The following is an 18,817-nucleotide window of genomic DNA, read 5'->3' on the forward strand; positions in this document are numbered from 1 at the left end:
ATATGTTAAAATTTATAAGGTTAGCTTCTATAGCTCAATTGGATAGAGCATCTGACTTCGGATCAGAGGGTTGAGGGTTCGAACCCTTCTAGGAGCGCCATTTTCTAAAAAATTAAGGAGCATAAAACTTATGCTCCTTTTTATAGATTTATATTTGATTTGGATTTTTGTATAAAAGAATAAAAATAACTTAAAATTCTAATATCATTATATATTCTTCATCAGTTTCAGTTATAACTTTAAATCCTACTTTTTTGTATAATCTTACTGCATAATTTTCTTTTTGAACAGAAAGAGAAACTTTTTTATAATTATTTTCTTTCAAAAATTCTATCATATTTTTTAGAAGAGATGTACCAATTCCTCTTTTTTGATATTCTTTGTCAACAGACATAGCAAGAGATGGAGTTTTATCATCTATATGTCCATAATCATTCATTATTCTTGTCCAAATAATACCAACTATTTTATTATTTAATTCAGCTACTAAAGCTATATCATCTTTAAACTTTCCAAAATCTTTAATATATATTTGTAGTTCAGGTAATTTAGTTATTTCTTTTGGAGGAGGAGTTATATTTTTAGGAATGTAAATAGCTTTATATAAAAAATCATCAAGTAAAAAATATTCATTCTCTCTTATATTTCTTATTTTGTAATTTATTTTATTTTTTAAGGTAAAAATTTGTACAGGATAGTTAAATTCTTCTGTTAATTCTCCCTCAATAAATCCTAATTTTTTATAAAATAATCTTGCAGCGATTCCCTCAGAAACTCCCTCTCTATAAGTTGAAACCTTTATCTCATCATCTAAATTAAAATTTTCTAACATCTTATTTAACATTACTTCACCTAGATGTTGTCTACGATAATTTTTATCAACAGCTAAAAAGCACAATATTTTTTCCTTCTTAGAAAATAATAAAACTCCAACTATAGTATTATTTTCTTTTACACAGATAGCTCCTTTATTTTTTATAAATTTTTCAACTATTTTTTTATGTTCTTCTAAATCTGCTTCAGTTTCTAGTCCAGGAAAGTTATTTTTTACTTTTTTTACCAAATCCATCCAATTATTAATATCTTCTAATTTTCCATATTTAATTTCCATGTAACTTCCCCTCCTTTTTTAGCATTATATCATATTTTTTCAAAAAATAAAAAAAGAGCTATTATAAATTTTTTATAGTAACAATTTTATAAAATATAATAGCTCTTTTATTTTAATTAGAATTCTTTTCCACCAGAAACTTTTATATCTGTTTCATTATTTTTTATTGCTTTTATAGAAGCCTCTAAACCTTTTGTAATAGTTTTTAAATCCATATATGGAGTATTTTTCTTATCTAAAACTTGTTCTGTAATATAAGGTACATGGATAAATCCACCTCTTATATTAAGATTATTTTTATTAATATAGTAAAGTAAAGAATACATAATATGATTACATACATAAGTTCCAGCAGTATTTGATACAGCAGCAGGGACTCCATATTTTTTTATCTCTTCAACCATAGCTTTAATTGGTAAACTTGAGAAATAAGCATTTTCTCCATCTTCAAAAACTTTTACATCAACAGGTTGATACCCTTCATTGTCAGGAATTCTTCCATCATCTAAATTGATAGCAACTCTCTCAACACTAAGTTCATATCTTCCACCAGCTTGTCCTACACAAATAACTACATCTGGTTTTACAGAATCGATATTTTCAAATAATTTTTTAGCTGACTTTTTAAATACTGTAGGAATTTGTAATTTTACTATTTCTACTCCATCAATATTATCTGGTAATCCTTTTACAGCTTCCCAAGCTGGATTTATTTTTTCTCCTCCAAAAGGGTCAAACCCTGTTATTAATAATTTCATTTTAATTCCTCCTTATATTGTGTTAAAAAGCTAATAAATACATTAAAATTATATGGATAATAAGTAAAGCTATTGCTATAGGAGCTTGTGATAATATTATACCATTTTTATTTTCCATTTCCAAAATAGAAGCTGGAACTATATTGAAGTTTGCCGCCATTGGAGTAAGAAGTGTACCACAATATCCAGCTGTTAGACCTAAAGCTCCTACTATTGCTGGATTTCCTCCAATATTTATTACAAATGGAACTCCGATTCCAGCTGTAATTACAGCAAAGGCAGCGAAAGCATTTCCCATTATCATTGTAAATACTGCCATAGCTACACAATATCCTATTACTCCAAAAATTTTGCTTCCATCTGGAATAATTCCTCCCATTATTCCAGCTACAACTTCTCCAACTCCAGCTTTAGCAAATAAAGCTCCTAAGGCTCCTAAAAGTTGTGGTAAAATTACACTTGGACCCATTTGTTGTAACATTCTTGAAGAATCATAAGGAATATTTTTTATATTTTCTTTTGTTACCAACATAGTTAAAAGTAAAGAAACTAAAGCTCCTATTCCCAACCCAATAAGTCCACCTAATTTTGTAAATTGGGCTATTGAAAAGGCAACAACTCCAATAGAAAGTGCTGGAATAAATATTTTATTTCCTATTTTTTCCTCTTGTGCTTCTCTATATTTGTCATCACTATTTTTTAAACTTCCAAGTTTTACATTTTTAGTAGCTGTTAAAATTCCCATTATTAAAAGTAAAACTCCAACAATCACAGGATTTATATATGGACCAGCCATAAAAATAAATCCAAATATTATCCAGAAACAAGCTGTTCCTAATTTTTTAGAATTTTCCTTATCAAATAAAGCATATACTCCACAAACTATTAAAATTATTCCACAGATTATATACATTATCTCAAGAAGTGTGTTAATCATTAAATATCACCTCTTTTTATTTTTTTATCAAACATATAATTTTTTATTCCGGCCAAAATAATGGCTATAATAGCCATAGGAATACTTGCTTTGGCTATATCATAAGCTTCTACTCCTTGTATTCCTGCCTCTTGTAAAGTTCCAAGAATTAATAAAACTCCAGAAGAAGCTACGAAAACATTTTGTCCATAAAAATTTCCATAGTTTTCCATACTATTAGCTAGTCCTTTTAATTCTTCATCTAATTCTTTTGTTATTTTTTTCTCTTTCTCAGCTGCTCCCTTAGCCATAGGATATACAAGTGGTCTAATAAATTGTACATGTCCTCCTAATCTTAAAGACATTGCACTTGCTATTGTCCTAATGATTACATAAAGAGTTAATACTTTTCCACAAGTAGCTCCTTGAAGAGAAGATATGCATTTAGCTGCTCTTTCTCTTAAACCATTTCTTTCTAATATCCCTACGGTAGCTAGAGTTAATAACAATAATGTCATATATCTAGTAGCAACAAAGGCACTTCCCAGTACGCCTAAAATTTCTGTAAGATTCATAGAAGATACAAGTCCAGTAGTAAGACCAGCTATTAGAACTACTGCAATAGTATCTAATTTTAATGTAAATCCTACTAAAATTAATAAAACACCTATTAATTTTATCATTTTTGTTTCCTCCTCCTATTTATATTTTTAATACACACAATGTATATTATACAATAAAATTTATAATTAGTAAATTATTATTTATAAAATAAAAGAAAAAATAATAAATTGTCTTTAAAATTTAATAATATTGTATTAAATTTTTAATAGAATTGACATAAAAAAAGAACTATTACAAATTATTTGTAATAGTTCCTATAAAAATTTATATTTTTTATAAAATCTCAGAGCTATTAATAATAATAGCACCTTTTTCTTTCATTTCATTGATAGCATCTAATGAAGAATTAGGAGTTAAATTTACTCCTCTACAACCATCTTCAACTAGATATACTTTATAACCTAACTGAAGGGCATCTAATACTGTAAATTTTACACAGAAATCTGTAGCTAATCCCATAATATATAGAGTGTCTATATTATTTTTCTTTAAAATAGAGTCTAATTCAGTTTTATTTAATTTTCCATTATCGAAAAATCCACTATAAGAATCAATTTCTTTATTTGTTCCTTTAAAAATAATTTTATCTATATATTTAGAATTTAAATTAGGATGAAATTCACTTCCCTTTGTATTTTCAACACAATGGTTTGGCCACCAAACTTGAGGTAAACCGTTTAATATTCCAAGCTCTCCGATTTTTCCATCAGAATTACTAGCAAAACTTTTATGAGTTATTGGATGCCAATCTTTAGTTGCTAGTATCATATTATTAGAATTTTTAAATTTTTCCATAAGAAGATTTCCAACAGAGATAACTTTATCTCCATCTTTAACTTCTAAAGCACCATTTTTACAAAAATCATTTTGTAAGTCTATTAATAACAAAGCTTTCATTATCATCACCTAAAATATTTTATAAATCTTAAAGGAATTATAGCATATCTAGTATAATTATTCAATGTTATATGTTTAAAACGTCTTTATAAAGCAGCATAGCCATATAGAAATATATTACTAGAGCTAAAGCATCTACTATTGTTGTAACTAATGGTCCAGCCATTATAGCTGGGTCAAGTTTTAATTTTTTAGCTCCAATTGGAAGTAATCCACCAACAAGTTTTGCTATTACAACTACAACTCCCAATGTTAAAGAAACTAAAAGGGAGATTTTTAAATCATTTTTTAAAATAAGTTTCATACGTAAAAAATTAACAAGTCCTAAACCTATACCAACAATCATACTAACTCTTAATTCTTTCCATAAAACTTTTAAGCAATCACTATCTTTTATTTCTCCTAAAGCCATTCCTCTAATAACAAGTGTAGAAGATTGAGAACCAGCATTTCCCCCTGTATCCATAAGCATTGGGATAGCTGCAGCAAGGACTACCATTTGTTCAATAATATTTTCATATTTACTAATAATTGTTCCTGTAAAAGTAGCTGAAACCATTAAAACCAAAAGCCAAGTTAGACGATTTTTAGCTAGTTGAAATACAGATGAATCTAAATATTCCTCTTTACTTGGAGCCATAGCAGCCATTTTTTGGAAGTCTTCTGTATTTTCTTCTTCAATGGCATCCACAACATCATCTATTGTGATAATTCCAACTAATATATTTTCTTTGTCAATAACAGGTAATACTGTTAAATCATATTTTTTAAATAAATCTATTGCTTCTTCTTGATTTGTAGAAGTTGTAACATATAAAATATTTTTATTCATGACATTTTCTATTAAATCATTATCATTTGAAATTAATAAATTTTTTAAAGAAATTTCACCAATAAGTTTTTTGTTTTCTGTTACATAAGCAACATCTATAGTCTCTAATTCTTCAACTTTTTTTCTTATAAATAAAAGACTATCTTTTACAGTCCAGTTACTTTTTAGAGAAAGATATTCTATTGTCATTAAACTTCCAGCAGAATCTTCCTCATAAGATAAAAATTGATTTATCAAAGAACGATTTTCATTTTTATAGTTTTCTAAAACTCTTTTTACAACATTTGAAGGCATCTCTTCAATAAAATCTATCATATCATCAAAGTAAAGTTCTTCTAAAAGTCCTTGTAACTTTTCGTCATTGATAGAGCTTATTAATTTCATTTGCATATCAGGGTCTAATTCAGCAAATACTTCAGCTGCCCTTTCTTTATTAAGAAGTCTAAATAAAATTATTAAATCTTTTTCATTTTCTTCGTTGTTTTCAAAAAATTCAATAATTTTTACAGGAGTTTCAGAGTTTAAAACTCCTTGTAATCTTTTTAAGTCTTTTTTTTCAAGAAGTTCTCTTACTATTTTTTCAAACATTTTTCCTCCTTTTACAGAGGAAAAAACATTATCCCTCTGTAATTCATATTAAATTTTTAATTGTTATTTTACATTGGGGATAAGTATCCATAATTTTCTCCTTATTTATAAATTTCTATTTAACTTAAGTATTATATCATTTTTTATATTAAAAGTAAATATTTTTATTTTTTGAGAATTTATTTTAGCAAAAAATGTAATATTATAAAAATATGATATAAAAAAAGAGGATATAAAATCCTCTTTTAATGTAATTATTTATTTTTATTAATATGGATATATATTTAAGATAAAAACTTTTAACTTTCCTCTTTATATCTTCTAATCATATCTAAAACTTCCATATTTTCATCAAGAGTAATTCTTACAGTAGAATTTGGATTAGCCACTGTAGTTTCCTCTTCATGTCCATTTTTACCGATTAAAGTCATTACAGGAAGTTTAATTTTTCTAGGGTCGTATTTAGGAGTAACAACTTCTAATTCTTCCCCAGTTTCTAATCTATTTCTTATAGCAAGTACATATTGATTATCTCCAATTTTATCAATTACTTTTGCAACTAGTTGGTGAGTTTGACTATAAGAATTTCTATCATTATAGTTTTGAGCTTCTGCTCCAGGTCTTCCATGATAGAATCCTTCTGTATATAATCTATGAGAAGTTGATTCTAATTCTTTTATCCATTTTTCTTCAAAAGAATAATTTCCAGCATAGTATTTATCAATAGCTTCTCTATATGTTTTAACAACATTAGCTACATAATAAATCCCTTTCATTCTTCCCTCAATTTTTAAAGAATCTACACCAGCTTCTAATATGTCATCAATCATTCTTATTGTACATAAATCTTTTGAACTAAAGATGAATGTTCCATGGTCATCTTCAAATACTGGCATATATTCTCCAGGTCTTTTTTCTTCAACTACAGAATATCTCCATCTACAAGATTGAGCACAATCTCCACGGTTAGCATCTCTTCCTGTCATATAGTTACTTAATAAACATCTTCCAGAAATAGACATACACATAGCTCCATGAATAAATACTTCAATTTCAATATCAGGAACTTTAGCTCTGATTTCTTTTATATTTTCTAAAGATATTTCTCTAGCAAGAACAACTCTTCTAGCTCCCATATCTCTCCAAGCTTTTACAGACACCCAGTTTGTATTACTTGCTTGTGTACTTACACTAATTGATAAGTTTGAATTTTCTTTTACTATTTGGAAAACTCCTAAGTCAGCAACTATAACTCCATCAACATGAATACTTTCTAAGAATTTTACATATTCTGGTAAATCTTCTAATTCTTCATTATGTGGAATTACATTTAAAGTAACATAAACTTTTTTTCCTAAAGAATGAGCATACTCAACAGTTTTTGTAAGCTCTTCATCAGAAAAGTTATTACTTCCAGCTCTTAAGTTAAAAGCCTTTCCTCCTAAAAATACTGCGTCAGCTCCATAATGGAAAGCCATTTCCATTTTTTCAATATTTCCTGCTGGAGCTAATAATTCAACTTTTTTCATTACATCTCCTCTTTCTTTATATATCAATTAATTTTTAAATTAATCTATTTTTGTAGTATAATCTCCAAACTTAGTGATTTCGTGGAAGAATCTAAGTTTAACAGTTCCTACAGGTCCATTTCTCTGTTTACCAATGATTACTTCAGTTATTCCCTTTTCATCAGTATTTTCATTATAATAATCATCTCTATAAAGGAAAATAACCATGTCGGCATCTTGTTCTATTGCTCCTGATTCTCTTAAGTCAGAAAGCATAGGTCTTCTATCAGCTCTTTGTTCAGGAGCTCTGGAAAGTTGTGATAAAGCTATAATTGGTACATCTAATTCTCTAGCAATACCTTTAAGAGACCTTGAAATATCAGAAATTTCTTGTTGTCTATTATCTCCTTTTCCAGAACCTTTTATAAGTTGTAGATAGTCGATTATTATAGCATCAAGTCTTCCCATAGCTTTTAATTTTCTAGCTATTGACCTTATTTCCAAAACATTTACACTTGGAGTATCAGCAATATGAATTTTTGCTTCTGAAAGTTGTCCACAAGCAATACCGATTTTTCCCCATTCATCATCTGTTAGAAAACCATTTCTAATTTTTTGTAATCCAATTCCTGATTGGATAGATAAAAGTCTTTGTAAAAGTTGAGCACTAGACATCTCAAGACTGAATAATAAAACTCCTTTTTCTGAACGAGTAGCCATATTAAGTGCAATATTTAAGGCAAAGGCTGTCTTTCCCATGGCTGGTCTAGCTGCTAGTACAACTAAATCTGAAGGATGAAACCCACTTGTTTTGTCATCAAACATAGAAAATCCTGAAGAAATTCCTGTAGTAGCTCCTTTATTTTTAACTATAACTTCTAATCTCTTTAATTCTTCTGTTATAGCTTCTCTTATATTTACAATCTCTTTTGAATCTTTATTCTCCGCAATTTTAAATATAAGTCCCTCTGCTTTATCAAGTATTACATCAGCATCTTCATAACCATCATAAGCCATTTCTACAATTTTTGTTCCTGCTGCTCCAAGACTTCTAAGTAAAGCCTTTTCTTTTACAATTTTAGCATAGGATAAAAGATTAGCTGCTGTAGGAACATCTCTTATGATATCCATAAGAGTTTCTTCTCCACCAGCTTCTTCAAATTTACTCATTTTTTTTAATTTTTCAGATACTAAGACAGGGTCAATATTTTCTTGATTGCTATAACAAGATGACATTGCTTCAAATATATATTTATGAGCTACTTTATAAAAATCATCTCTACCTATTATTCCAATAACTTCTCCAAAAGATTCTGGTTTTAAAAATATTCCACCAAGTACAGCTTTTTCAGCTTCCATACTACTTGGTACTGTCTTAAATTTTTCTAATTTTTCTTCCATAATTATCCTTTTGTTACTACTGTGATTTCAGCTTTTACCTCTGGATGTAATTTAATTGTAACTTTGTGTTCTCCTAAAGCTTTTATACTACATTCAATTTTTTTTCTATCGATTTTTATTCCAAAAACTTTTTCTAATTCAGAAGCAACTTCTTTATTAGTAATAGCTCCAAATAATTTTCCGTTTTCTCCAACTTTTACTTTAATAACTAATTTTTCTTTTTCTAATCTTTCTTTTAAAGCTATTGATTTTTTCTTTTCTTCTTCATTTCTTTTTTCATCTTTTTTCTTTTGATTTTCTATTCTTTTTAATTCTTCTGGGGTAGCTATGATTCCTTTATTATTTTTTAATATAAAGTTTTTTGCATACCCATCAGAAACAGATATTAAATCTCCTTTTCTTCCTTGTCCTGCTACATCTTGTGTTAAAATAACTTGTATTTTTGCCATTATTTTTTCCCTCCGTTGTTAATTTTTATAACCTGTATTTTCAAAAAATCAAAGCATTCTAATGCTCCTAATACAAAAGTAATTCCTGAAAAATAAAAACCTACTATAAAGGATATTCCTTGACTAATAAGATTCATTTTTGTTTTACTATTTACTAAAGTATATATGAGTTTTATTCCATAAAGTGTATAAGAAATTTTTACAATTTCTAACACATTCATAGCTAATATTTTTCCATAAGATGAATATCTTTCTATAAAAAATGCTACTATATAAAGAATAAGCCATTCATAAGAAATTTTCCATTGGTTATATGTATCTTTCATAACAGATAGATACGTCAAATATGTTACTAAACCTGAATACATAAAAATTAAGAAAATTCTGTATTCACTTAAATATTTTAAAATTATACTTAAATCTCTTTGACTAAATCCATATTGATTTACATATATATCACTTGCTGTTTTCTTTAAAACTTCAATAGCTTCTCCAGCATATCCTAAAAAGAATAATATAAGTCCTGTTGAAACTAATGATGTTAAAATTATTCTATCATATATTTTAATTTTTATTTTAGAAATTTCAAATCCATAATAAAAAGCCTCTATGACTAAAAAAACAGACACATATAACATCATACTAAATTTACTTAAAATACTTATAAAAAATAGTGTAGCAATGTTAGTAATAAATATTTCTTTAGAATTCATAGTTTTATTTGATTTTATTTTATAGACTGGAAATATAAAACTTATTAAGGGAAAAATAGAAGCGATATTGTATACTAAAAAAGATACTATTGTTGTTTTTAATATACTCATAAAATTTAAGTTTAGTCTGTTATTTTTTAATTCCATTAATTTAACCCCTCTAAATATGATACAAGATTTTTAGTCATATTATCTTTTGATTTTTCTTTTATTTCTTTTTTAAATATATAAGCAGTTTTTAATTTTGATTTTGTAATCTGTTGTACAATTTCTTGGAATGGTAAATTATAATAATCACTTTCCATTGATTCTTTAGAGAATTCATTTTCTCTAAAAGCTATATAAAGAGTATTATCTTCTATTTTAAGAGGAAAAGCATCAGATAAAAAAGCCTTATAAGTTGGTTTTTCATCTTTAGCAGCTTTTAATATATCATTCCACTTATTTTTTACCTCATCAATAGAGATTAAAATTTCTTTTTCAGTTTTAGAATTTTCATCAATATTTTCTTTAGGTGAAACTACAACTTCTTTATAAACTATTTCAGTTTCTTTAGATTTTTCAGAAAGCTTTATTATATTGTTAAGTACAACATGCCCTAAAAGTCTTTTATCTTCTTCATACTTAAACTTATTAAGACTATCATAAACTCCACCTATAATTTTTAATCCCTCTTCTACAGAAATCCTTTGACTTATAACTTCATCTTTAATATATTTTGCAAAATCCTTAAAATATTTTTCAATATCTATAGAATCTATCCATAATTTTTCTAAAAATTCTACACCATTTTTTAAAGACTTACTCTTTATTATATCATAAAATTCTCTTAATGTCTCTTTAGAAGTTACACCTAATATTTCACTTGTTTTACTTTCTATAATATCTTGATTTAAGTTTGCAATTATAACTCTTTCCAAAATAGAGATACTATCTCTCATACTTCCACCAGAAGCTTCATAAATTAATTCCAAGCTACCATTATCAATTTTTATATTTTCTTTTTCACAAATATCAGATAATTTTTCACTAACTTCTTTATAACTAAGAGTTTTAAAATCATATCTTTGACATCTTGAAATAATAGTTGGTAATATTTTATCTGGTTCTGTTGTAGCAAGTATAAAAATAACATGTTCAGGTGGTTCTTCTAAAGTTTTTAACAAAGCATTAAATGCTTCTTTTGTAAGCATATGAACTTCGTCAATTATATATATTTTTTTTCTACCTTTTGAAGGTCTATAATTTATTTTATCTTTTAATTCTCTGATTTCATCAATACCTCTATTAGAAGCAGCATCAATTTCAATTAAATCTATAAAACTTCCTTTGTCTATCTCTTGACAGTTTTCACAATGATTACAAGGAGTACTACTTATTCCATTATTTAAACAATTAACTCCTTTTGCTATAAGTCTGGCTGAAGTAGTTTTTCCTACTCCCCTTGGTCCACTAAATAGATAGGCATGAGACAATTTATTATTATCTAAAGAATTTTTAAGAGTTTTTATTATATCAGACTCACCAGCAACCTCTTCAAAAGTTTTTGGTCTATATTTTCTATATAGTGTTACATGCATGATTTTCTCCTAATGCTAATCTATTCTAATTCATAATTACTCATTTTTGTTCTTAAAGTATTTCTTGTTATTCCTAAAATTTCAGCAGTTTCAACTCTTTTTCCACTAGTAATTTCTAATACTTGTCTTATTAATTCTTTTTCTACTTTAGAAATTATATTTGAATAATATGCTCCTTTTCCAGTAGCTTGAAAAGCTGAAATTTCTCCTTCTATCCAATCAGCTAATATCCAATCTTGAATATCTCCTTTTCTTTTAACAGGTCTGTTTCCTAAAACATTACTTGGTAAATCTTCTACTAATATAGAATTTCCTCTACATAAAGCTATGGCAGATTTTATAGCATTTTTTAATTCTGTTACATTTCCTGGCCAATCATATCTCATTATTTTTTTGATAGCTGGTTTACTAACACCTTTTACAGCTTTATTTAATTCAGCATTACATTCTACCAAATATTTATCGATAATAAAAGGTATATCATCTTTTCTTTCTCTTAAAGGAGGAATATTTATTTCTAAAACTTTTAATTTGTGATAAAGTTCTTCAATAAAAGTTCCATTTAGGATAGCTTCTTCTAAATTTGCACTTGTAGTGGCAATAACTCTAATATCAGTTTTTATAGGGTCTGCTCCACCCATTCTAAAAAATTCTTTTTCTTGTAGTAAATAAAGTAATTTTGATTGAATATCAAGGTTTAAAAATTCTATATTTCCAAGATGAAGAGTTCCACCATTAGCTTTTTCTAAATCTCCAGCTTGAGAAAATATTGCTCCTTCAAAAGCTCCTTTTTCATATCCAAATAATCTTCTTTCTAGTAGAGAATTTTGGAATGAAGTACAGTTAATACTAATAAATGGTTTTTTAGCAGCATCACTAAATTGATGAATAGAAGTTGCAACACTTTTCTTTCCTGTTCCTTTTTCTCCAACAATTAGAACAGGAACTCTACTTATAGCAACTTTTCCTATTTTCTTATAAACTTCAACAATTTCTTTAGTTTGTCCTATTAATCTTTCACCAGTATTTTTATTTTTATCAACTCTTTCTGCCATTAATTTGTGGTCTTTTACAGATTTCTCAATAATTTTTATAATTTCATCTGTTTCCAATGGTTTTAAAATATAATCATAAGCACCAGCTTTTATACTTCCAGCCACAACTTTTAAGTTAGAACTTTGTCCAAGCACAATTATAACAGCTTTCTTTTGAAATTCTTCTATTTTTTTAATGATATTTATAAGAGTATCAGCTGGAAGTTGTGCTTCTTCTACTAAAACACATTCATATCTTCTTTCTTTTAATGCTTCTATAAATTCTGCCACATTTTCAACTGTTTTTACTTCGTTGTCAATATTATTTTCTAATTTCTCCTTAAGCTCAATATCAATTCTAAATCCTAATATGTTCATATACATCTCCTTAATAATTATAGAATTTTAAACACCTTTTAATTTAAATGTATAATCTAGTATTACTCTTCCTTTTATTCTTAAACCGTGCTTACTTAAATAAATCTTCCAAGTACGACCTATATTTTCAATAGCTTTATTAATTTCTGGAACTCCACTTCCTTTTATTATAGTAAGATTTAAAACTTCTCCTCTTTCATTTACATCAAGTCTAACTTTTACAGTTCCTTGTAAACCACGAAGTTCAGCTTTTTCAGGATATTCAGGTTCTCTATTAGAAGAATCCCATCTAGCAATAACATCTCCATCTTCTAATCCTAATTTATATCCGCTAGGGAGTCCCTCGACTTTTCCTTTGTCAACTTTTATATTTTCAAAAGTCATATCTTTATTAGAATTTATTGTTAAATTTTCATCTTGTACATCAGAAATTATTTTATCAATAATTTTTGCATCACTAAAAATAGACTTTTCTTTTTCTAATCCCACACTTTCTTCTCTTTCATATTTCATTTCTTTTTTATAAGCCATAGCTACATTTTCTAATTGACTATTTCTTTTTATACTTTTATCTTTTTTAGAAGAAATAATTTCAAAAGATGGAGCTTGAATCCCTTTAGATAGTTCTACTAAATTTAAACTCTTTTCTTTTTTTACTTCTTCAGTATTTTCTACAATATTTTCTACAGTTGTATTTTGAGTTTGTTTTTTTTCAGATTTCTTTTTATTAGGCAAATCTTTATTATTTTCTTTAGAAAAAGTTTTTTCTTTTTCTAATGCCACTAATCCTACTTTTATTTTTTTATCTCCAACATCTTCTGTTGTAAAAGTAGGAATTAAATAGATAAGTCCTATATTAAGAGCTGAGGCTATTATAAAAGAAAAGAAATCATTTTTTTTAATTCCCATAATCTCAACTCCTATTTTTCAAATATAGTATCTATATCTAATTGTTCTGCTCCTGCTTCTTTAGAAAGAGTCATTATCTCTACAATATATCCATAATCAAGGGTTTTATCACCACTTATTACTACAGCTTTGTTATCTGAATTACTCAATATTTGAGCTAGTTTTCTTTGTAAGTTTGCTTTATTAACAAGAATTTTTTTAGATTCATTTCCCTCTTGATATTTTATAAATATTTCTTTTGTATTTGTAAGACTAAGTTGTACTTCTTTTACAGTTTTAATCTCTCTTATTGTAGATTGAGGTAAATCAATTTTTATTCCTGTATCAACATCTTCAAAAGTTGTAGCTACTAAGAAAAATATTAGTAAAAGGAAAACAACATCTATAAGAGGAGTCATTTCAAGAATAATATTTTTATTATTTCTTCTTCTGTATCTTTCTATCTTCATAACCTATCTCCTAAAATAATTTATTACCTCTGTACTTCCTTTTTCTATATCACTTATAATATTATCTATTTTTTTATTATAGTAGTTATAAATTATCATAGCTGGTATAGCTACAAATAATCCTCCAGCAGTAGTGAATAAAGCTTCTGATATTCCTTCAGCTAGTACAGCAGCATCCCCTGTTCCATGAATAGCTACAGCTTGGAAAGCTTTAATCATTCCTGTAACAGTTCCTAAAAGTCCTAAAAGTGGTGTAACATGAGCTACCATTGATAATATCCACATATTTTTTTCTAATGTGGCTATTTCAGTTAAAGCTGTTTCTCTTGCTTTTTCTTCAAGAGTAGTTAAATTAGTTGTTTTTGTTTTAGACCAAAGGCTTAAGATATCTTTGACAACTCTACCAGATGCTGATTTTGATTTTCCTAAAAATTCTATAGCACCTTTTACATCATTTTTTTCTAAATATTTTTGAAATTCATCTCTTATATCATCAAATCTTCTTCTTTCTGATGAAACAAAATAAAAAAATCTTTCAATTATAACTGTAGTTCCAAGAATTGACATACCTGCTATAAAGTACATCAAAATTCCACCTTTTTCAATCCAGTACATTCTTCTCCTCCTAAATTATAAAGCTATTGCTATTCCTATTACTGCTAAAACACCTAGTATATATTTTAAAGGTGATGATTCTTTTTCAACATCTTGACTAACTTCTTGTTTTAATTTTTCATTTTCTCTAAGTAATGTATCTTCACTTTCTTCTTTTAATTCTTTGTTAGATACATTTAATCTTGTAGCATCAACTTTTTCTTGCTCTAATTCCAATTTTTCTTCTTTTATATCTCTTAATTCTAAAGTATCTTTATTTATACCTGTAACTTCTTTATCAATAGATACATTATTAACAGGAGCTTTTTGCTCTGCTGAATATACTCCTAAACTCATTGATAACATTAATAATATTGCTAATTTTTTCATTTTTTATCCTCCAATTTTTTATTATTTTTCATTTTCTTCTGGGTTTATTACTTCATTAGTAACTATTTCTTCTTGTATATCTTCTGTTATTTTATTTTCTACAATCTCATCTACAACAGTTTCAGTAGTATTTGTAGATTTTTCATTTTTTATAGCTTCTTTTATTTTTTCAACTATATCTTGATATTTAGAAGCACTATCTTTATTTACAGATTTTAATTCTTCATAATATTTTAATATTCCATCAATATTTTCTTTTTGTAAATTTAGATATAATAGTTTTTCTAAAATAAATTCTGAATATTCTTGAGCATTTGAATTTCCACTAAGTTCTTCATAAGCTTTTATAGCTTTCTCCATGTCTCCAGAAATTTCATAAACTTCAGCAAGTTTTATTTGAGCAGGTATTACATATTTACTTTGTGGATAAACTACAAATACTTTAGTAAGAGTAACTGTGGCTTCCTCTATTTTTTTCTCTATTGCATAAATATTTCCCATCATATAAAGAGCATAATCTTTATATGAACTGACTTCTAAATTATAAATTTCTTCATAATGTTTTAAAGATTCTGTATATTGATTATTTGAAAATTCATCATCAGCTAAAACTTTTAATCCATAATCTTTATAAGTACTTGATTCTAATAAGATTGGTTCAACTTTTCTAGCTTCTTCTATCATATCCATATCTCTATAATAAATAGAACTATAATAAGCTTTTTTATATTTATCAGTTAATTTATCAATCCAAGTTTTTGCTTCTACTTTATTATTATCTAAGAATAAAATATCAACAATTTTTTCTACTGTTAAATCTCTTTCAGTTTTATCATTTTCAGAAGAAAGTTTAAGATATAATCTTTGATATTCTTCTAGAGCTGTTTTTAAATTTCCTTCTTCTACTAGGATTTTTCCTCTTATTATCATAAGGTTTTTATTATAAGTAGAATTTTTATAAATATCCATAAATTTTTGACTTTCATCTAGGAAAGTTTTCTTGTCATCTAAATTAATATAACATCTAAGTGCCCAATAGTTAGAACTTTCTCTATACTCTAATTTATAAAGTTTGTTGTTAGATATCTCTTTAAATAATTCTAAAGCTTTATTGTAATCTTTTTCAGCATAATAAGTATCAGCTATTTGATATTTTGCATAAGAGAAACGTTCTTTATATTTTAATAAATCTGTAAAATATTTTCTAGCAGTTTTGAAATCTTCTTTTCTATAATAAGTGATTCCTAAAATATCTATTATATCATCTACTTTGTAACCAGCTGAGTTTTCTATATATGTTTTTCCTAAAGTAATAACCTCATCATATTTTTCCCATAAAAATTGATTTTTTATAGTAGAATATTTTACTTTATTTAATAATTCTTTATCTAAATTTTCACTTTTTTCAAGTCCACCAAAGAATCCAGCTGCTTTAGAATAATTACCTATTCCCATATAAGCTATACCTTTTAGATATTGATTTTCATCAGTAACTTCCATAGTATTTAAAGTTTTTATAACATCAGAATATTTTTTTTCATTTACCAATAAATCTACTAATTTATTGGCAATCTCTGTATCTTGAGTAGTTTTTAAATAATCTTTATATAGATTTTCAGCCTTTAGATATTTTCCTTTTTTGTAATATAAATCTCCAGTTACTATATATATATCTTTTTTATATTTAGTATCTTCTGAGAATTTTTCTCTGTACTCTTTTAATAGATTATCAGTTATCTTTTCATCTTCTATTTTTCTAGCAATTACCATAGCTCTATAAAGATTTTCTAAAGTAGGATAATCTTTATATATTTCCATATAATAATCATAAGAAGTTTTATAATCTTCAAGTTCATACATAGAATTAGCTAAAATTATTCTAATATCATTATATTTTTTACTATCAGTTAAATAGTTATCTAAATCTTTTTGAAATTCTATAACTTTTTTATAGTTTCCTAGATTATAATAAGATAATGCTTCGTAATATCTTACATCAACCATATATTTTGGTATTTTTATTTTTTCAAATTCTTTTAAGGCTCTTTGGAAATTATTTTCCTTGAAAAATGAATAAGCATAAGCATATTGGGCATTTACATCTCTATTTGGAATTTTTTCAAAAAAATCTATAGCTCTTCTATATTCTTCTCTAGTTACAAAATGGTTACCAAAAATTTTAGAAGCTTTTATGATTTCATCATTATCTTTTAATTCTGAATAAAGTTTTAAAGCTTTATTGGTTTCACTTCTATTTAAATAAATTTCTATAAGAACTAACTTTCCTTTTTGAGTATAAGAATCATTTGGAAAATTTTTTAATCCTGATTCTAAATAAGCAATAGCTTTATTTATATCATTTAATTTATAATTTAATATTCCATAAAGATAAGTTACTAAAGCCATATCTTTATCTTTTTCATCTAGATTATTATAAACATTTATAGTATTTAGTGAATTTTGATATTCTCCTAAATTTAAAAGTGCTAAAGATTTATAAAGTAAAGCTTTAGAAGAGTTATTTCCCTTAAGAGCCATAGCTCTATTAAAATGTTCAATAGCTTCTTCATTTCTTCCTGCATTTAACAAAATAATTCCACTATCATAATTCATCTCTTCATAAATTTTTTTATTTTCACTAACTAAATTTCTATATTCATTAGCTTTTTCTTGATTTTTTTCAAGAATTGCCATTCTATAAAGATAAGAATAAGCTTCAGCTTTTTCATCTTTTTTTACTTTATATTCTGTTAAATATTTTTGAAAATATAATTTTGCATCTTGAAAATTATTGGTTAAATAACTTACAAGAGCTATTCTTTTACAAAGGTTTTTATTATATTTTGATTCAGGATAAGTAATTAAGAATTTTTTAGATTCTTGTACAGCCATTTGGTAATTACCTTGGTTGTATAATTCATTTAAAAATACAACATCTTCTTTCATTCCACCATAGGCAAGAGTACTCATTACTACAGAAAAAACCATCATTTTTTCAATTACTTTTTTCAAAAGTATCATTCCTCCCTATTTATAACAAAGTCTAGTATTTTTTCTATCTCCGATATATCAACATCAGTATTTATACAAGGAGAAGTTTTTATTATATTAAAAATTCCATAAACATTCATAGGATACATATCAAATATTCCAGTAACTAAATCTCTTTTACAAGCTACAGCTATTATAAAGTCTGGTCTTTCTTTTTTTAAATAAAGTCTTGCTAAAGTTCCACCAGTAGCCACTTTAATATCAATATTGTATCTTGATTTAAGATTTAATAAATCTGCTATTTTACATTTTCCACATCTTTTACAATTTTCTATATTAGAAGTTATTTTAAAACAACAATTATAATCTTGAATACAATGAGGCAGTAAAATAGATATTTTTTTTGGTATAGTATCTTTTATATTTTTTAATACTCTTTTGTTGTTATAAGTTAAAAGTTTCTTAGCGAACTTATTAAAAGCTTTTTGGTCTTTTAACATCTTTTCTTCAAAAAAATAACATATAAAGTAATAATTATAAACAAATTTATCTATAATTTTTTTTAAAAATTTGGTCATAAATTTACCCCGTACAGAATTTTTTTTATACAATAAATTATAGCATACTTTTTTATCTATTTCAAACTTTATAAATGTTTTTTTATATTTTTAATATATTTAAAGAATAAAAATATT

Annotated in this window: 18 protein-coding genes and 1 tRNA gene; 1 reads left to right on the forward strand and 18 read right to left on the reverse strand. The window is 26.1% G+C overall.

Annotated elements, in window-relative coordinates; genetic code table 11:
• Positions 1-23: 23 nt before the first annotated feature.
• Positions 24-100, forward strand: a tRNA-Arg gene (locus tag T364_RS0107335).
• 90 nt (positions 101-190) lie between these two features.
• Here T364_RS0107335 and T364_RS11380 read toward each other — a convergent pair.
• The 18 genes from T364_RS11380 to T364_RS0107425 all read right to left on the reverse strand — a co-directional run bounded on the left by T364_RS11380 (position 191) and on the right by T364_RS0107425 (position 18,700).
• Complete coding sequence (locus T364_RS11380; protein ID WP_081775687.1) at positions 191-1,111, reverse strand: GNAT family N-acetyltransferase; 921 nt, start codon at positions 1,109-1,111, stop codon at positions 191-193.
• Between the two features lie 116 nt (positions 1,112-1,227).
• On the reverse strand, positions 1,228-1,869 hold the full coding sequence (gene pcp, locus T364_RS0107345) for a pyroglutamyl-peptidase I (protein ID WP_027128996.1): 642 nt from the start codon (positions 1,867-1,869) through the stop codon (positions 1,228-1,230).
• Between the two features lie 22 nt (positions 1,870-1,891).
• The gene (locus T364_RS0107350; protein ID WP_027128997.1) at positions 1,892-2,806 is read right to left on the reverse strand and encodes a DUF979 domain-containing protein; all 915 of its coding nucleotides are present in this window, start codon (positions 2,804-2,806) and stop codon (positions 1,892-1,894) included.
• The gene (locus tag T364_RS0107355) at positions 2,806-3,468 is read right to left on the reverse strand and encodes a DUF969 domain-containing protein (protein ID WP_027128998.1); all 663 of its coding nucleotides are present in this window, start codon (positions 3,466-3,468) and stop codon (positions 2,806-2,808) included. The genes T364_RS0107350 and T364_RS0107355 overlap by 1 nt, the downstream gene beginning before the upstream one ends.
• A gap of 214 nt (positions 3,469-3,682) precedes the next feature.
• Complete coding sequence (gene pncA / locus T364_RS0107360) at positions 3,683-4,306, reverse strand: bifunctional nicotinamidase/pyrazinamidase (RefSeq protein WP_147386034.1); 624 nt, start codon at positions 4,304-4,306, stop codon at positions 3,683-3,685.
• Positions 4,307-4,373: 67 nt separating this feature from the next.
• Positions 4,374-5,726: a magnesium transporter gene (mgtE, locus tag T364_RS0107365; protein ID WP_027129000.1), complete on the reverse strand. Its 1,353-nt coding sequence runs from the start codon at positions 5,724-5,726 to the stop codon at positions 4,374-4,376.
• A gap of 299 nt (positions 5,727-6,025) precedes the next feature.
• Complete coding sequence (locus tag T364_RS0107370; RefSeq protein WP_027129001.1) at positions 6,026-7,255, reverse strand: peptidase U32 family protein; 1,230 nt, start codon at positions 7,253-7,255, stop codon at positions 6,026-6,028.
• Positions 7,256-7,294: 39 nt separating this feature from the next.
• Complete coding sequence (dnaB, locus tag T364_RS0107375) at positions 7,295-8,635, reverse strand: replicative DNA helicase (protein ID WP_035945557.1); 1,341 nt, start codon at positions 8,633-8,635, stop codon at positions 7,295-7,297.
• 2 nt (positions 8,636-8,637) lie between these two features.
• Positions 8,638-9,084 (reverse strand): 50S ribosomal protein L9, encoded by a 447-nt coding sequence (gene rplI, locus T364_RS0107380; RefSeq protein ID WP_027129003.1) that lies wholly within the window; start codon positions 9,082-9,084, stop codon positions 8,638-8,640.
• A complete protein-coding gene (locus T364_RS0107385) occupies positions 9,084-9,944 on the reverse strand; it encodes a hypothetical protein (protein WP_027129004.1) in 861 nt (286 codons plus the stop codon). The genes rplI and T364_RS0107385 overlap by 1 nt, the downstream gene beginning before the upstream one ends.
• Positions 9,944-11,377, reverse strand: a complete 1,434-nt coding sequence (dnaX, locus tag T364_RS0107390) for a DNA polymerase III subunit gamma/tau (protein WP_027129005.1) — start codon at positions 11,375-11,377, stop codon at positions 9,944-9,946. Before dnaX ends, T364_RS0107385 begins: the two co-directional genes overlap by 1 nt.
• A 20-nt stretch (positions 11,378-11,397) precedes the next feature.
• Positions 11,398-12,789 carry a sigma-54-dependent transcriptional regulator gene (locus T364_RS0107395; RefSeq protein WP_027129006.1) on the reverse strand — a complete coding sequence of 464 codons (1,392 nt, stop codon included), beginning with the start codon at positions 12,787-12,789 and terminating at the stop codon, positions 11,398-11,400.
• 27 nt (positions 12,790-12,816) lie between these two features.
• Complete coding sequence (locus tag T364_RS0107400; RefSeq protein ID WP_051532691.1) at positions 12,817-13,698, reverse strand: energy transducer TonB; 882 nt, start codon at positions 13,696-13,698, stop codon at positions 12,817-12,819.
• Positions 13,699-13,709: 11 nt separating this feature from the next.
• Positions 13,710-14,147 carry an ExbD/TolR family protein gene (locus T364_RS0107405; protein WP_027129008.1) on the reverse strand — a complete coding sequence of 146 codons (438 nt, stop codon included), beginning with the start codon at positions 14,145-14,147 and terminating at the stop codon, positions 13,710-13,712.
• Between the two features lie 3 nt (positions 14,148-14,150).
• Positions 14,151-14,762 carry a MotA/TolQ/ExbB proton channel family protein gene (locus T364_RS0107410; protein WP_027129009.1) on the reverse strand — a complete coding sequence of 204 codons (612 nt, stop codon included), beginning with the start codon at positions 14,760-14,762 and terminating at the stop codon, positions 14,151-14,153.
• Positions 14,763-14,777: 15 nt separating this feature from the next.
• Positions 14,778-15,131 (reverse strand): hypothetical protein, encoded by a 354-nt coding sequence (locus tag T364_RS0107415; protein WP_027129010.1) that lies wholly within the window; start codon positions 15,129-15,131, stop codon positions 14,778-14,780.
• 21 nt (positions 15,132-15,152) lie between these two features.
• Positions 15,153-18,143: a tetratricopeptide repeat protein gene (locus tag T364_RS0107420; protein WP_158413629.1), complete on the reverse strand. Its 2,991-nt coding sequence runs from the start codon at positions 18,141-18,143 to the stop codon at positions 15,153-15,155.
• A gap of 5 nt (positions 18,144-18,148) precedes the next feature.
• Complete coding sequence (locus T364_RS0107425) at positions 18,149-18,700, reverse strand: DUF116 domain-containing protein (protein ID WP_027129012.1); 552 nt, start codon at positions 18,698-18,700, stop codon at positions 18,149-18,151.
• Between the last annotated feature and the right edge of the window lie 117 nt (positions 18,701-18,817).

This window comes from Fusobacterium perfoetens ATCC 29250 (assembly GCF_000622245.1).
GTDB classification, from domain to species: Bacteria; Fusobacteriota; Fusobacteriia; order Fusobacteriales; family Fusobacteriaceae; genus Fusobacterium_B; species Fusobacterium_B perfoetens.

Excerpts from the sequence above, each read along its gene's own strand:
- dnaX (WP_027129005.1), bottom strand. The coding sequence starts at position 11,377 with ATGCATGTAACACTATATAGAAAATATAGACCAAAAACTTTTGAAGAG.
- T364_RS0107410 (WP_027129009.1), bottom strand. The coding sequence starts at position 14,762 with ATGTACTGGATTGAAAAAGGTGGAATTTTGATGTACTTTATAGCAGGT.
- T364_RS0107405 (WP_027129008.1), bottom strand. The coding sequence starts at position 14,147 with ATGAAGATAGAAAGATACAGAAGAAGAAATAATAAAAATATTATTCTT.
- dnaB (WP_035945557.1), bottom strand. The coding sequence starts at position 8,635 with ATGGAAGAAAAATTAGAAAAATTTAAGACAGTACCAAGTAGTATGGAA.
- T364_RS11380 (WP_081775687.1), bottom strand. The coding sequence starts at position 1,111 with ATGGAAATTAAATATGGAAAATTAGAAGATATTAATAATTGGATGGAT.
- pcp (WP_027128996.1), bottom strand. The coding sequence starts at position 1,869 with ATGAAATTATTAATAACAGGGTTTGACCCTTTTGGAGGAGAAAAAATA.
- pncA (WP_147386034.1), bottom strand. The coding sequence starts at position 4,306 with ATGAAAGCTTTGTTATTAATAGACTTACAAAATGATTTTTGTAAAAAT.
- T364_RS0107370 (WP_027129001.1), bottom strand. The coding sequence starts at position 7,255 with ATGAAAAAAGTTGAATTATTAGCTCCAGCAGGAAATATTGAAAAAATG.
- T364_RS0107355 (WP_027128998.1), bottom strand. The coding sequence starts at position 3,468 with ATGATAAAATTAATAGGTGTTTTATTAATTTTAGTAGGATTTACATTA.
- T364_RS0107350 (WP_027128997.1), bottom strand. The coding sequence starts at position 2,806 with ATGATTAACACACTTCTTGAGATAATGTATATAATCTGTGGAATAATT.
- T364_RS0107400 (WP_051532691.1), bottom strand. The coding sequence starts at position 13,698 with ATGGGAATTAAAAAAAATGATTTCTTTTCTTTTATAATAGCCTCAGCT.
- T364_RS0107385 (WP_027129004.1), bottom strand. The coding sequence starts at position 9,944 with ATGGAATTAAAAAATAACAGACTAAACTTAAATTTTATGAGTATATTA.
- T364_RS0107415 (WP_027129010.1), bottom strand. The coding sequence starts at position 15,131 with ATGAAAAAATTAGCAATATTATTAATGTTATCAATGAGTTTAGGAGTA.
- rplI (WP_027129003.1), bottom strand. The coding sequence starts at position 9,084 with ATGGCAAAAATACAAGTTATTTTAACACAAGATGTAGCAGGACAAGGA.
- T364_RS0107395 (WP_027129006.1), bottom strand. The coding sequence starts at position 12,789 with ATGAACATATTAGGATTTAGAATTGATATTGAGCTTAAGGAGAAATTA.
- T364_RS0107425 (WP_027129012.1), bottom strand. The coding sequence starts at position 18,700 with ATGACCAAATTTTTAAAAAAAATTATAGATAAATTTGTTTATAATTAT.
- mgtE (WP_027129000.1), bottom strand. The coding sequence starts at position 5,726 with ATGTTTGAAAAAATAGTAAGAGAACTTCTTGAAAAAAAAGACTTAAAA.